General features: G+C 48.6%; 15 protein-coding genes. 2 read left to right on the plus strand and 13 right to left on the minus strand.

Features of this window, described 5'->3' with window-relative positions; all coding sequences use genetic code 11:
• Nucleotides 1-74: 74 nt before the first annotated feature.
• From EYB58_RS02370 to EYB58_RS02380, 3 genes are all read right to left on the minus strand, one after another.
• Nucleotides 75-614, minus strand: a complete 540-nt coding sequence (locus EYB58_RS02370; protein WP_111955336.1) for a hydrolase — start codon at nucleotides 612-614, stop codon at nucleotides 75-77.
• 224 nt (nucleotides 615-838) lie between these two features.
• Nucleotides 839-2,098 (minus strand): type II toxin-antitoxin system HipA family toxin, encoded by a 1,260-nt coding sequence (locus EYB58_RS02375; protein WP_111955338.1) that lies wholly within the window; start codon nucleotides 2,096-2,098, stop codon nucleotides 839-841.
• Nucleotides 2,088-2,486, minus strand: coding sequence for a helix-turn-helix domain-containing protein (locus tag EYB58_RS02380; RefSeq protein WP_242637520.1), 399 nt, complete (start codon nucleotides 2,484-2,486; stop codon nucleotides 2,088-2,090). Before EYB58_RS02380 ends, EYB58_RS02375 begins: the two co-directional genes overlap by 11 nt.
• 351 nt (nucleotides 2,487-2,837) lie before the next feature.
• Here EYB58_RS02380 and EYB58_RS02385 point away from each other — a divergent pair, with 351 nt between their 5' ends.
• Nucleotides 2,838-4,718 (plus strand): DUF294 nucleotidyltransferase-like domain-containing protein, encoded by a 1,881-nt coding sequence (locus EYB58_RS02385; RefSeq protein ID WP_111955340.1) that lies wholly within the window; start codon nucleotides 2,838-2,840, stop codon nucleotides 4,716-4,718.
• A gap of 338 nt (nucleotides 4,719-5,056) precedes the next feature.
• Here EYB58_RS02385 and EYB58_RS24655 read toward each other — a convergent pair whose 3' ends face one another.
• Entirely contained in the window at nucleotides 5,057-5,215 is a 159-nt protein-coding gene (locus tag EYB58_RS24655) for a methyltransferase domain-containing protein (RefSeq protein WP_368733850.1), read from the minus strand.
• Nucleotides 5,216-5,406: 191 nt separating this feature from the next.
• On the opposite strand from EYB58_RS24655, the gene EYB58_RS02390 reads away from it, so the two are divergent.
• A complete protein-coding gene (locus EYB58_RS02390) occupies nucleotides 5,407-6,480 on the plus strand; it encodes a patatin-like phospholipase family protein (RefSeq protein WP_111955342.1) in 1,074 nt (357 codons plus the stop codon).
• A gap of 147 nt (nucleotides 6,481-6,627) precedes the next feature.
• Here EYB58_RS02390 and EYB58_RS02395 read toward each other — a convergent pair whose 3' ends face one another.
• The 9 genes from EYB58_RS02395 to EYB58_RS02435 form a co-directional block, all read right to left on the minus strand.
• Nucleotides 6,628-7,527 (minus strand): exopolyphosphatase, encoded by a 900-nt coding sequence (locus EYB58_RS02395; RefSeq protein WP_111955344.1) that lies wholly within the window; start codon nucleotides 7,525-7,527, stop codon nucleotides 6,628-6,630.
• Between the two features lie 29 nt (nucleotides 7,528-7,556).
• Nucleotides 7,557-8,384, minus strand: coding sequence for a purine-nucleoside phosphorylase (locus EYB58_RS02400; RefSeq protein ID WP_111955346.1), 828 nt, complete (start codon nucleotides 8,382-8,384; stop codon nucleotides 7,557-7,559).
• 110 nt (nucleotides 8,385-8,494) lie between these two features.
• Nucleotides 8,495-9,187 (minus strand): SH3 domain-containing protein, encoded by a 693-nt coding sequence (locus EYB58_RS02405; RefSeq protein ID WP_111955348.1) that lies wholly within the window; start codon nucleotides 9,185-9,187, stop codon nucleotides 8,495-8,497.
• 259 nt (nucleotides 9,188-9,446) lie between these two features.
• On the minus strand, nucleotides 9,447-9,578 hold the full coding sequence (locus tag EYB58_RS24365; protein WP_278186346.1) for a hypothetical protein: 132 nt from the start codon (nucleotides 9,576-9,578) through the stop codon (nucleotides 9,447-9,449).
• The gene (locus EYB58_RS02415) at nucleotides 9,575-10,351 is read right to left on the minus strand and encodes an ABC transporter ATP-binding protein (RefSeq protein WP_111955350.1); all 777 of its coding nucleotides are present in this window, start codon (nucleotides 10,349-10,351) and stop codon (nucleotides 9,575-9,577) included. Before EYB58_RS02415 ends, EYB58_RS24365 begins: the two co-directional genes overlap by 4 nt.
• Nucleotides 10,348-11,226, minus strand: coding sequence for an ABC transporter ATP-binding protein (locus tag EYB58_RS02420; RefSeq protein WP_111955352.1), 879 nt, complete (start codon nucleotides 11,224-11,226; stop codon nucleotides 10,348-10,350). The genes EYB58_RS02415 and EYB58_RS02420 overlap by 4 nt, the downstream gene beginning before the upstream one ends.
• On the minus strand, nucleotides 11,226-12,149 hold the full coding sequence (nikC, locus tag EYB58_RS02425; protein ID WP_111955354.1) for a nickel transporter permease: 924 nt from the start codon (nucleotides 12,147-12,149) through the stop codon (nucleotides 11,226-11,228). The genes EYB58_RS02420 and nikC overlap by 1 nt, the downstream gene beginning before the upstream one ends.
• Before the next feature lie 31 nt (nucleotides 12,150-12,180).
• A complete protein-coding gene (locus EYB58_RS02430; RefSeq protein ID WP_165477746.1) occupies nucleotides 12,181-13,221 on the minus strand; it encodes an ABC transporter permease in 1,041 nt (346 codons plus the stop codon).
• Between the two features lie 123 nt (nucleotides 13,222-13,344).
• Nucleotides 13,345-14,925: an ABC transporter substrate-binding protein gene (locus tag EYB58_RS02435; RefSeq protein WP_111955491.1), complete on the minus strand. Its 1,581-nt coding sequence runs from the start codon at nucleotides 14,923-14,925 to the stop codon at nucleotides 13,345-13,347.
• Nucleotides 14,926-14,927: the final 2 nt, after the last annotated feature.

The following is a 14,927-nucleotide window of genomic DNA, read 5'->3' on the forward strand; positions in this document are numbered from 1 at the left end:
AAGGACGGCCGTTATTTTCATGCTTCAGGTAATAAGACAGGGCTCGCCAGACATCTGTGTGTTGGGCGACCCCATTACTTTATAATTCTGATAATCTGCCTAAATTGATCTCCTTCAGCCACTTTAAGCAGTTCAAACAGTGCGGTTTCAACACTTGTCAAACTGACACCAGACTCTCTCATTCTTTGCAAACCGATTTCTTTATTTTCCAAGTTTCTTGAAGATACGGCATCCGTCACAACTTGAACCTCATAGCCCATATCCACAAGATCTGCTGCGGTCTGATAGACACAGATATGTGCTTCAATCCCTGAAATCAATACTTGTTTACGATCCAGAGCGTTCAGCGCTTGCAGAAATGAATCATTCCGGCAACTACTAAAGCTCATTTTGCTGATAGGCTGAATATCGGACAACATATCTGCAATTTCTGGAATTGTCGGCCCCAATCCCTGGGGATTCTGCTCTACCCAAAGAATAGGAATGTCTAAAGCCCGACTCCCTTTAATAAGATTTTGCACGTTCTTGAACAAAATCTCTTTTTTGTCCATCAAGTGTGCTAATTTGCCCTGGATATCAACGATTAACAAAACGACGTTTTCAATTTCAAGCATGTTGCTGTCCTCCCATTATGTTTAAACAGGCGATTGCCCTGAAAACTTGATTCATGCCCGCTGAAATTAACATCAAATTTGGTTTCCTGAATACTTTTCAAGCACCCTGAGTGGTCTTAGTTCGGAGTAGATGCCCGTCTTCAATGATCTATGACAGGCGTGACATTAGCGTTTTTTTGTAGAAGATGTTAAGCAAGGTTCAAACATTAATTTGACCATTGCAACTATAGTGCAATCGAATAAGGGTTTAAAAACTGCCGTTTCCAAAGAAGCATTTTATCCACCTCATTTAGCTCGGCTTCTTCACAGACAATTTCCCAATGTTGCTCAATCGCGGTAATCTGGTTATGAAATATATTTCGGGCCTCTTCTTGGGTGATCAGAAAATTGTGCGCGGTCTCTAAGCATGACTTGAGACTGCTCATATTGTTCTCACCATATATGCGCATGGCCTGTGAAGCCTCATTGCCTGTACGGCCTTGTGGGCAAATATCATAAGCAGGTGTCAGTGTCAGCTCAGTTCCATTCCAGAAGGCTGCGTGGTTTCGTGCGTGATCGTCTGTGTTTCCGCATAGAATATTGAAGACAAGCCGGGAGAACATCTCTTTGAGTGTCGGCCTTGGATTGGTAAAACGGTGGCGGATAATCTCAGATAATGTTTCATAGCTGGCGTAACGCGCCATCATGTCATCCAAAGCAAAAAGTGTCAGAGCCGAAACCATAGCCTTGCGTGTCCACTTGTCTGCTTTGGGTTCGCGGTCAAATCGCTCTATCAGAAGAACATCTCTGTTCGCGGCTTTCTTCAATGCGACGGATGCGGCATCCAGTCCTGCCAGTTCAGCTAACCGCATGGCAATGTACTCCGCTTTCACGACGCTGTACAGATCTGTGCTGGATGAAAATTTGGCAACGTATTTTTTACCGTTTTCTTCAATCAAGGCTTTGGGGCGAGCCCCGCCTATGGAGCTGCCATGAAAAAGCGCCTGATCCAACTCGGGAGTAAGGGGAATTCCCTGCTCGACTCTTTGAGCAGATGCAATCAGCTCTTCCATGCTGACATTGCTTACATTACGCGGCACATACTCTGTTGGAGACTGTTGAAAATCCAGCGCACCAATTCGGTCGGACCCAGATTCCAGAAGGTATGTCAATTCATCTAAATCGGCTGTATCTGTGTCGGTTCCTTTCAGCCCTAATGTTTTGTTGATAATCACACGTCTTCCCCAGGCATCAGGTGCCGCATCCCTTATACAGCCAGGCATGCCCAACCCTTCAAGTAAAGGTAACATGCCAGTTTTCAGCGGCAATTCGGGTTCATAAATTGCAATTGCAGGGTTGTCGGCATGAACACGCTCCAGGTAGCTTTTACCATAGTTGAACATGATATTGCCGTTATCTGCTTCAAGACGCCCAGCCACAACCGGTTCCGTTTCACCGGGGAGCCAAATCCAGACAAAGGCTTCTTTTTCTGTCCTAAAAGTCATCGTTCACCTTTTTTGTCTTCTTTCGAACAGATTTTGGCATGAGGGCCAATTTTTCTTTTATATGACGAAGCTGTTTGCTCAAAGCGCTTCCATCTGCCTCAAACAACTTGATACCGACAATGGTTGCCACTTCGAAAACAGCCCCAATTTCACATTTAAGGTTGCCTTTTTCAATGCGTTGCAAAAGCCCTCTGGAAATACCAGCACGATCCGCCAATTCTTGAGCGGTAAGTTTGCGATCATTACGTGCTTCTCGGATCAACGCGCCGAGCAAGGCGGCTGCATCTGTGCTATACCGTGAGTAAGTGCGTGTAATAGACTTTGGCATTTTTATCTTTTGGGTTGTATATAGATCATAATAAAGCAATATGCTCTTTTTATAGAACACAAACCTATCATGCTTAAATCAACTAGTCAAACAGCTTCATGAGCCCTATATATGCCCAACGTACTCCTTTTCAAGTTTACCTGTGCAGCCGATTCGGCTTCGACAGGCTGTTACGGAATGCCAATTTATCAGGTCAGAGGGAGCCTATATCGGCCAGGTAATATTTCTTGAAAAGGAATTGCGGAAAAATCGTAGAGTCTGGTAAATATACTCAAGCATTTTGGGGCCTTTTTTGTTTGAATTTGGTCCTTCAAAACACCTTAAAAGGTCTAAAATGCGCCCTCTATTTTAAATGTCACGTCTTTTTTTGAAAAAACTTACGACTTTCGAGAAAGGAATTAAATAAGGCAAATGAATACTGAATTACAGGAAATACGCAGCTTTCTGGCAAACAAGCATCCATTTGACCTATTGTCGGAAAAAACGTTGTCCGACTTGCCGGAAAAGCTACAGATACGCTATTTTCACAAAGGTTCCGAGATACCTGATACCGGAACCCTGTTTGATCACCTTTACCTGATCCGTACCGGAGAGGTGGAACTTAAGACCGCAGACGGTGAGCTGCAGGCCCGCCTGGGTGAAGATGATATGTTTGGATATCGTTCATCCCACGTCGGTAGCCGGGACAAGCTCAAAGCATTTGCCATGGCGGACACCCTGGTATATCAGCTCCGCGCTGCTGATCTATACAGGATTTGCGATCAAAATGCCCAGCTCAACTGTTTCTTCGACACCTCCGATGAAGTGCAAAAAGGACGGCAGCGTGAAGCCACAAGCCTGTTCGTTCAAAGTGATCAGACCCAGCTCAACTTGATGCTTACGCAGGTCAAAGAACTGTTAAGCCGCACCCCGGTCAAAGTGCCCGTTACAGCCACCATACAGGAGACTGCCCAGGTAATGAGCCAAAAGCGTGTCTCTTCAATCCTTATATACCACGAACCAGAACGCCGCGAACAAAAACTGATGGGGATTGTTACCGACCGTGACCTGCGCAACCGGGTTATTGCCAAGGGGCTGGCCCCTAACGACAGGGTAAGTGAAATCATGACCGAGAACCCGGCGACTATTAACAGCAGCGATTTTGCTTTTAAGGCCCAACTTCAAATGGCCCGCTACAAGGTCCATCATATGCCGGTGATGAACAACAACCGCCTGGCGGGCATGATTACCACCACTGATCTCACCAGACAGCACACCTGCTCTACGGTCTATATTATTGGTGATATCTACAAACACACTGATATTGACAGGATAAAGCAAGTAACGACAAAGATTCCCGAGCTGCTGGTCAATCTGGTCGCTACCGGGGCAACAGCCATGAGCGTAGGGCACCTGATTACGTCTATCACAGATGCCGTCACTATCCGCCTGCTTCAGTTGGCCGAAAAAAGACTGGGGCCTGCTCCCGTGGCCTACGCCTGGGTCGCCGCAGGCTCCCAGGCGCGAGAAGAACAGATTGCCAAATCAGATCAGGATAACATCCTGATCCTGGCGGATGATTACATTCCAGAAGAGCATAGCAAATACTTCAGTCTGCTGGCCAGACATGTCTGTGATGGACTCAACGCCTGTGGTTACATCTACTGCCCCGGCGACATGATGGCGACCAACTATGATTGGCGCCAACCCCTGAAAGTCTGGAAAAAAAATTTCAACCAGTGGATTGACCAGCCTGAGCCCGAAGCCCTGATGCTGACCAGTGTTTTTTTTGATTTACGTTGCATATACGGCAACCGCAGCCTGTTTCAAGACCTGCGTGATCATGTGATGGGCAAGACCCGCGGCAATCGTATCTTCCTGGGCCATATGACAAAGAACGCGCTTTCCCGCAAACCACCGCTGGGGTTTTTCCGTAATTTTGTATTAATCAAAGGAGGAGAACACGACCATACATTTGATATCAAGCTCAACGGCATTGTCCCCATTGTGGACCTTGCCCGTATCTACGCCCTTGCCCAGTGCAGTAGCGCAATCAATACCCTCGATCGCCTTGATTTGATGGAAAGCAGCAAAGCTATCTCTATCGACAGTGCCAAGGAGCTACGCAATGCTCTTGAGTTTATAAACCATCTGCGCAATCAGCACCAGGCAAGACAGGTCAAAGCCGGCAAGGAAATGGACAACTTTGTGTCACCGGACAACCTTTCGCACATTGATCGCAACCGCCTTAAAGAAGCATTCCTGGTGATTCGTAACATGCAGTCAGTGATGAAGTCTCGATACCACTGGTAGACCGGGAATCATGACCGTTGACATTTAGGAATGGGAGCGCGGGCGTCTCGCCCGCATTGTTACTGCAGGCGGGACGCCTGCGCTCCCGGATATAACAAAATGGGTAAGTTATTTAAAACCCATTCCTTAGGACCGCAGATTAAATAAGTTGGGCAGAAATAACGCCGAATTTTGGTTCATCTACAAGGTGCATTAAAGGTTGAATAGCAGGCCTATTGGACCTTTAACTCGATGATCAAGTTTAATGCAACGAAGTAGAGGGGCCAAAAGGCAAGCTATTTCGTTCAAGTTATTTAATCTGTGGTCCTTAACATGAGACTTGGTTTCCTGGATAATATTCAAGCATTCGGCTTGTTTGATTTTCTGAATCGTCTGGTTCGGGGTTGATGTCCATCTTCAATAATTATTGTGCCCTCTTTTTTAACCAATCGGCTCAACTCATTTAAAAATACATCCGGTTTCTCCACCATGTGAAACATGTCCCGCGCGTAAACGATACATTATTCAACAGGGAAACCGATGACAATCCCTTTGAGCAGGTATTTAATTTTCATATGAAGATCCTTATGCTATTGTCCCTGTACTATTGCAGTCATTGATAAATGAGAGGATACCGGGAAAATCATGGCATTTATCAATGACCACCCGTTCCCAACATTATAAGAAAAGAAAAGTAAGGTAATCCCCCATGTCAGACAATCTCACCATCCTTGCCGGCGCAACAGCATACCGCCATATCAAAGAAAACGGTCTTTCACCTGACGATATTGATGCCATGCTCGGGGCATCGGGTGCAGCAAAATGGCTCTGTATTCACGGGCTTGATTCCGCAATTTTTACCCAGTGGTTTTCAGGCCGGACCCGGCCCCTGCACCTGTTTGGCACCTCCATCGGAGCATGGAAATTTGCAGCAGCAGCCCAGACCAACTGTCGGGAGGCCTTTGACCGCCTCAAACACGCTTATATCCATCAGTATTATAAAGGCAGGGGTACGACAGTTCAGATAGCCAAGGAAACCCGCCGGATCATGAATGAATTTCTCACACACCAGGCCATTGATGAAATTTTAGACCATCCATGGATTCGCATTGGTTTTTCAGCCGCCCGGTGCAAAGGACTCATTGGATCAAAACACAGTGCTGTCCAGGCCATTGGCGTAGGTCAGGCCTTTGCCCTGAATGCAATATCCAGAAAACTTCAGCAGTTTTGCTTTGAACGCGTCCTCTTCCATCACCCCCAATATGACACCAGGATACTGAAGGAAAACAATTTTCCCACAACACCCATCCCCCTTGACCGAAAAAATTTTTCCAAAGCAATTCTGGCATCAGGGTCCATCCCCATGGTCATGGCGGGCGTGACGCATATTGCGGGCGCACCTGGGGGCACTTACCGGGACGGAGGCCTTCTGGATTACCACCCGGCATTTTCCCTAAATCCTGAACAGACCGGTTTTATTTTGTATCCCCACTTTTATACTGAACTGACACCTGGATGGTTTGATAAAAAATTTTCCAAACGAAGGCTTAAAGGAAAGGCCGTGGACCGGATGATTCTTCTGGCCCCGTCTCCCGGATTTGTTTCCACCCTACCCTTTGGCCGCATCCCGGACCGTCAGGATTTTATCCGGCTCATGGGACGGGATAATGAAAGAATTTCGGCCTGGAACAAAGCTGCGGATATGTGCCGGGTGTTAGGGGATGAATTCATGGAAGCTACGGAAAACGGCTCCATCAGGGACAAAGTCAGAAAATTTGAATAACAGCCATGGGCTGACTTGGTCTATCAATACCGAGGCTCAACCCACAACAGAGCATGAAAATAATTCAGTAACTTATTGGAACTTTCATATAAACGGTCATAGCCGACCTGGTCTTTCACCGAGGTCAGGCCACAACAAATCATGAAATTATTCGCACTCCTGATTAGCCTTTAAAAAAACCAGAATTTCGTCAATTTTTTCCTGGGCATCATGGGCATCCAACGTGCATCCGCCGGCTCCGAAATGCCCGCCACCACCGTAGCGGGCAAGCATGGCCCCCACATTCACCCGGCATTCACGATTGAAAATGCTTTGCCCAACGCTGATGAGAACCTCTTTTTTGTCCTGCCCGGCATACCGAATCTTTACACTGGCAATGGAGTCGGCAAACAGGGAATAGGTCAAAAAACGATTGCCCGAAGGTACTTTCTCAAGGCTTCTAAAATCGGTTACGGAAATACGATCAACCATGGTGGTATAGGTTTCCAGATAATATTTAAATGCCTTATTTTCCTCGATCACTTCCCGGCACCGGCTGTCCACCTCGGTGTCATTTAATATCGCGTCAATATCCATTTTACCAAGCATCTCCACCAGGCGCTCCCAATAAGGGATATCCTGGAAACCGTCATTTTTAATGGTCATTGACAAAAGCAGATAAGGATAGTCCTCGGGCGCCTTGACCTGTTCCCGCGTCAGATCGGCAGAATCAATCATGTCAGTCTGATCCACCAGTTCATCAAAGCGGCTGTCCAGAAGATTTTGGGCTTTATAATGCTTATAAATAACACCGGCGGCCGACGGTGCAATGTCAAAGGCCCCGGCCACGTCTTTCGCGGGTTTGTTGGAGATATGGTGATCAAACCACAAATGTGCATGGGGATGCCAGGGCAGATTGGCAAGGATGTCACCATCCTGGATATCAGCGGAACCCGACTGAATGTCATTGGGCTCTATCCAGTGTATCGGTAAAGACGATTCCAGGGCTTGGCGCAGCAGGACTGCGCAGACAATGCCGTCAAAGTCAGGCCGGGTGACGATTCTCATGGTATTTCCTCATATTTAATGGACTCTTATTAAGCCAGTTGCCCCACAAAACCGGTAATCATCCGGTTCAATTTGTCAGATGCTTTTGCTGCAGTCCCCACCACAGCCTCCAGGGTGGTCTGTTCAGGCGCGTCAGGATCATTGATATTGGTAATCAGGGAAACCCCCAAAATTTTCATACCCGCCTGAACCCCGGCAATGGCCTCCATTACCGTGGAAAACCCCACGGCGTCAGCGCCGCTATTTTTCAGAAACCGGGTTTCCGCAGGCGTTTCAAGGCTTGGCCCCAAAAGACCTGCATACACCCCGGCGTGTAATTGGATTTTCTCCTGGGCAGCAATGTCAACGAGACACCGTCCCAAATCCGGATCATACACCCGGGTCATATCTGGAAACCGAAGGCCAAAGGACTCCTCGTGGGGGCCTGCAAGGGGATTTTGCCCGGTGAGGTTGATATGGTCCCGGATGAGCATAATGTCTCCGGCACTAAAATCCAGATTGATGCCGCCGGCGGCATTGGTAAGGATAAGCATTGGCACCCCAAGGGCCTGAAGCAGCCTTACCGGAAATGTGACAAGCTGTGGGGAATATCCCTCATACATATGTATCCGCCCCTGAAAAACAAGGAGATCCCTGCCGTTAAGGGTTCCCTGCACAAGGCTCCCTTTGTGGCTGTCCACCGTGGCCTGGGGAAAATGGGGCAGCCCCGCATAGGGGAACACCTGGTGGACCACAAGGTCAGTCAGGGTATCGGAAAGGCCTGTTCCCGTTATCATGCCGGCAACAGGCCGCACCTGCATGCGTTCCTGTATAAATCGTGCACATTCCTGAACTTTATTAACAAATGATAGAGACATAACCTGTTCCTCTATTATTTTATATGAAAGAACTGAACTAACCGGTTAGGTTCTTTCATGATTTGTTGTGGCCTAACCTCGGTGAAAGACCAGGTCGGCCATGGCCGTTATTACCCCTGGGCCCCGTTGCCGGTAATGGTCACAAACGCTTTCATGACCCAGCCATAGGTGTTATCAGGAAGTCGGACATAATACCAGTCAGACGCACTGCCCTGTATGATCAGAACATTACCCATATAAGTCTGGGTCAAAACGCCATGGTTGCTTCCCGGACCGGACCGGACATTCAAAATTTTGGCCGTTACCACAGCCTGGGTTCCGGAATCTGCCGGGTCCATGGGTACAGCAGGGGGGGTATGTACAATGGTTGTCGTTTGGGTGGGCACTTGTACCACCTGATATCCGGCAGGCACCCTTCTATAATACACACTATCATACACATAATAGGTTAATCCCCCGATCAACACCGTGATGGCAGCAGCCGGAAGACTGTAGGAAATGATACCTATCGGCGGACGAACCCAGAAATACCCTTTAGGTCCATGCCTGTAAAAGCGGCCTCTGTGGGAATAATAGTTATCTCCCCTGTGCCTGACCTTTTGGCTGCCGGGCGGAACATGCTTGAAAACCGTATCATGCCCTCTTCCAGGTTTGTGGTTTTTCCCGGGACCGTGACCATCCCTGCCCCTGCGATAATTAGGGTTCTCCCCCGGCCCCGCCAAGGCTGCGGCAGGCATGATGGTGGTTAAACAAAAAAACACAAGAATGATTAGGGTTGAAAACTTCAAATATCTATTTTTCATTTTATCCTCCTGATTAACCCTTCAGGTTAAACATTTATCTCTGGATTCCGGTAACGCTTCCATGAATTAAGCTTATCAGTCCTTTGGCAGGATAATTCGCAAAAATTATACCACCTGCAAAACTCACAGCATCAAACACCTGGGCTTATGATATCATAAATTCTTGTACAATGCAGTCTCCAAAATATCCGGAACCCATTCTTTTAAACGGACCATCAAAACCGCTTAAACTCCTGATATTTCTGAATACCGATCCCGGTTAAAATAAGCAACAGCCCGGTCCAGACAGCACCTGGAACACATCCAGATATCGAAGGGTCAGTTCAAACGCCGTGGCGGAAGTGAACCAGAACAGCACCGTTATAAGGCCTAAAAGAGGCTCTTTTTTCATCTGAAATCCTGGAACTGGTCAATGGCGGCTCGGTCATATCCCTTGCCGGCAACCAGCAGCTGCTTTGTGTACTTTTCACTGATCGCACCGCTTTTAAGTTGATCGCGGGTTATGGTTTCAACGGTTTTTCCACGATTCATCACCAGAAGGGTATTGCACATATGGGAGACCACGGCAAGGTCGTGACTGACAAGGATATAGGTCAATTTTTTTCCCCTTCGGATATCCTGGAGCAGATTGAGCACCTCGGCCTGGATGGAGACATCAAGGGCAGAGGTGGGTTCATCAAGCAGAATAATTTCAGGATCAAGGATAAGTGCCCGGGCCACAGCCACCCGCTGACGCTGCCCGCCGGAAAGCTGGTGGGGAAACCGAAACCTGAATTTTGCGCCCAACCCTACTTCGTCAAGGACACGCGCCACCCGACGGTTGGCATCCCCAAGCCGGTGTATTTTCACAGGTTCCTTGAGTGTCCGGTCAATGGTATGCCTGGGATGAAGAGAGCCGTAGGGGTCCTGGAAAACCATCTGAACTTTGCGGTAAAACGCCATGTTCCTTGTTTGCTTCAACCTGATGCCGTCAATTTCCATACGCCCTGTCCACTGGGTCAAAAGTCCTGAAATACAGTTAAGCACGGTTGATTTACCTGATCCGGACTCTCCCACTATACCGAAACTGTCACCCGTTTCCACGGTAAAACCAACATCCTTTACTGCATGGTTGCGGGTCTGTCCATGACCGAAAAAAACGTTGAGATGCTCAACGGCAATCATGACGAAGCCTCTCCATGGACACATATAGGCGCCGATTTAAGCCAGGCTTCATCCCGGACAAGCGTGGGCAAATGATCCTGGGTGCCGTCTATTTTAGGCAGACAGGAAAGCAATCCTTTTGTGTACGGATGATTTGATTTATGAAGATTGCCCGCATCCACCACTTCCATGATTTGTCCGCCGTACATAATGATCACCCTGTCGCAGAACGAGGAGACAAGCGCCAGGTCATGGGAAATAAAAATAAGCCCCATGCCCCGTTCACTGACCAGATCATCAAGGATGGCAAGGACCTGGAGCTGCACCGTAACGTCAAGGGCGGAGGTGGGCTCATCGGCAATGAGCAGACTGGGCTGAGGGATAAGCATCATGGCAATCATGATTCTCTGACCCATGCCCCCGGATACTTCATGGGGGTAAAGGCCGTAGACCTGCTCCGGATTCCTGATCCTGACGGCGTTAAGCATATCTAAAGTCTTTTGCCGGGCCTGCTTTTTTCCGGCTTTATGATGGATGGTATAGGCCTCGCGGATCTGCTCTCCCACGGTTCTGACCGGATTCAGGGAGTACTTTGGATCCTGCATGACCATGGAGATCTCCATGCCCCTGATTTTTCGCATCTGTTTTTCGGAATAGGTCAGAAGATTTCTGCTCTTGAAGGTAATATCCGATGCCCTGACCCTGGCATAGGGCGGCAGCAGACGCAGAATAGCCCGACCGGTCACGGATTTTCCGGAACCGGACTCCCCCACAATCCCTATTTTTTCTCTGCCCATGGCAAAGCTGACACGGTTAACCGCACAGACATCTCCCTTGGGAGAAGGAAAGACCACGGACAAATCATTTACCGTGAGCAGTGGTGTATTCCCGGTCATCAGTTATCACTCCTCGGGTCAAGGACTTCACGAAGCCCGTCCCCCAGAAGGTTGAATGCCAGGCTGACAATAAAGATAGCGGTCCCGGGCATGGTGATCAGCCACCAGTGGTCAATGATATACGTTCTTCCGCCGGCGGTCATGGCCCCCCATTCCGGAGAGGGCGGCTGGGCACCCAGACCCAGAAACCCCAATCCCGCGGCGGTGAGGATGATCCCTGCCATATCCAGGGTAACCCGGATAATCAACGACGGCAGGCAAAGGGGCATGATATGGCCGATAATAATCCTTAAGGCACTTGCGCCCTGCAGCCTGATGGCCTTAATGAAATCGCAATGTCTGATGGTGATGGTCTCTGCCCGGGCGATCCTGGCGTAGGGTGGCCAGGAGGTAATGGAGATGGCAATAATGGCATTTTCAATGCCCGGGCCCAGGGCGGAAACAAAGGCCAAAGCCAAAATAAGTTTGGGAAACGCCAGAAAAATATCTGTGACGCGCATGAGCATCGTGTCAATGATTCCGCCGAAATATCCTGCAACCGTGCCCACAAGAATGCCCACAGGTGCAGCAATGATGGCCACAAGGCCGATGACGGAAAGGGTCAGGCGAGACCCCCAAATAACCCGGGAAAAAATATCACGGCCCATCTCGTCGGTACCGAAATAGTGGGTAAAGGACAATGGCTGAAGACGGTGGCCGATGTTCGTTTCCACCGGATCATAGGGCGCAATGACAGGTGCAAGTACCGCAATGACAATCAGGGCCACAATAATCAGCAGCCCCAGAACCGCCAGCCGATTTTTCATGAATGCCAGCAGGCCCAGATAGGCTCTGCCACCCCAGGCCTGGAAAGCTGACTTTGGCGTATCTGCCAGCAGCCAGTCCTTCATGCCGCCTGTTTTTAATGCGTTAGTTGTCATCATTTAAATATCATTCGATAGACTGTCTAAGAAATTAACGGGCTCTTGGGTCCACCACTTTATATAAAAAATCAGAGAACAGGTTAACCCCAAGAAAAATAGCGCCCACAACAATGGTACTGCCTAAAACCGCATTCATGTCGGCGTTGAGCAGGGAATTGGTCAGATACAGGCCCAGGCCCGGCCAGGCAAAAACGGTTTCCGTCAACACCGAGCCTTCAAGCAGGGTCCCAAAACTAAGGGCAATAACGGTAATCAATGGAATGGCACAGTTGCCTAACGCATGTCCCCAGATCACGTTCCACTCTTTGACGCCTTTAACCCGGGCAGTCAGAATATACTCCTGGCGAAGCTGTTCGATCATGAAGGACCGGGTCATTCTCAGCAGATAGGCCATGGAATAATACCCGAGAAGGGATGCCGGAAGAATCAGATGATACACGGCGTTTCTGAATATTTCCCACTCCCCGGCAAGAATACTGTCTATCATCAAAAAGCCGGTGACAGGCGTCACAATGCCCTCATAAAAGATATCCACCCTGCCCGGTCCCGGCAGCAGGTCAAGCCGGACATAGAAAAACATCAACCCCATCAACCCGAGCCAAAAAATGGGCAGGGAATGGCCAAACAGGCCGATGACACGCATGACATGGTCCCAAAAACTACCCTGTTTTACCGCCGAAAATATGCCAAGGGGAATGCCCAGTACAATGCCGATGACCGTAGCCGTGACGGCCAGTTCAAATGTGGCCGGAAAAACCCTTAAAATATCGTCAATCACAGGATTGGCCGTGAGTACGGATGTGCCGAAATCCCCTGTGACCACATTGCCGATATAGATCAAAAACTGTTTCCACAGCGGCAGGTCCAGCCCCATGGCAATGCGGGCGTTTTCGTAAACCTGGGGGGAGGCCTTGTCTCCGACCACGGCCAGAACCGGATCAATGGGAACCACCCGGCCGATGAGAAAGGTAATCAGCAAAAGACCTAAAAAAGTGGTTGCCAACATCACCAGTATCCGAACCGTCTGTTTCAGCGTTCTGACCAATGTTGTCCTTGTTAGCAGTTCAGACATGAATATAAATCGTAGGGATTATTCGTGCGCCGGGTATAGATATAGATAAAACTTGATCATCAAGCAAAAGGACACCATTGGCAATGGGATGCCTAGGATGCCCTCTTTCAAAGCGCACGTGTGCTATTTGGTTGTGTACTGGTAAAAATTACTGTCAAAACTTGGACCCAAAATAAAATTTTTAACATTGGCCCTTTCAGCCACGACTTCAATATCCTGGAACATAACGACAAAAGGAGATACCCGCTGGTGTTCCCGCTGGAGATCCAGGTACATCTGAGCACGTTTGGCCGTATCTCTTTCCAGCACTGCCGCATCAGTTTTTCGGGTCATTTCCGGGATATCCCAGGCATTTCTCCAGGCCAGGGGTTTGAATTTTGCGTCATTCGAATTGTCCGGATTCCGGGCAAAGGTGTCTGCATTGGTGTGCGGATCCATATAGTCCGGTCCCCAGTCTCCGATATAGATGTCGTGCCGGCGGGCGCGGTATTTGGTCAGGGTCTGCTTACCGTCTCCGGGAATAATTTCAACTTTTATGCCGGCTTTGGCAAAGGTGGATTGGATGGAAAGGGCCATGGAGGTGACAGGTTCGGCACTCCTTGTGTCCATATTGACGGTGAAGCCGTTTTCAAAACCGGCTTTTTTTAAAAGTGCTTTTGCTTTTTCAATATCAAGGGAAAAAGGCGTTTCTTCCAGTGCGCCCAGAAAGCCTTCTGGTAAAAAGGCCTGATGGAGGGTGGCCTTGCCCCTGAGGATGCTCTGTTCCATACCTTTATAATCAATCAGATACTTGAGTGCCTGGCGCACCTCGGGTATCTTGAGATACTTGTTTTTCTGGTTCAGCCCCAGGTAATAGATCCTGCCTTTGGCCCTTTTCTGGATTTTTATATCTTTATTGCTTTCCAGACTTTTCAAATCATCCGCAGTCAGGTTTCTTGCCATATCAACGTCGCCTTTTTCAAGCAGCATACGCTGGCTGGCAGATCCGACAATATGACGGATAATGACGCGTTTCAATTGGGGTGCATCCCCCCAGTAATTTTTGTTGGCATCCAATATTATGATTTCCGACGCCTTCCAGGTTCTTAATGTATAGGGCCCGGAACCGGCATATCCGGTCTTAAGCCAGCCATGGCCAAGATCACCGTCCTTTTCATGGGCCATCACCTCTTTTTTATCCACAACAGACCCGGCTGTTGAGGTCAGACAGTAGAGAAAAAAGGAGGGGGCGTAGGCCTGATCCACAATGATTTTCACCGTGTAATCATCCACCTTGGTAATGGTCTTTTTCACGTTTTCAGGCGTGAATCCAAACTGGGTCAGAATGAAGGCCGGCGACTTGTCAAGCAGGACAACACGGCGAAGGGAAAAGACAACATCGTCTGCCGACAGCTTGTTGCCCGAGGCAAAGGAGACACCGTTCCTGATTTTAAATGTGTATGTCAAACCATCATCGGAAATTTCCCAGCTTTCAGCAATGCCCGGATATATCGCACTGACATTATCAACATTATAGTTAATAAGGCGATCGTATGCGTTGGCGGCATATTCAGCACTGGCAAATTCAAAAATTCCAGCCGGATCCAATGAGATAATCTCATCAATATTAAACGCCATGACAAGGATATCTTTCGGGGTTGACGCCTGGGCTGTCTGTATCACTAATAAAGACAGGGCAAAAACAAACAGGAACAGCGTTCTCACTT

The organism is Desulfobacter hydrogenophilus (assembly GCF_004319545.1).
GTDB classification, from domain to species: domain Bacteria; phylum Desulfobacterota; class Desulfobacteria; order Desulfobacterales; family Desulfobacteraceae; genus Desulfobacter; species Desulfobacter hydrogenophilus.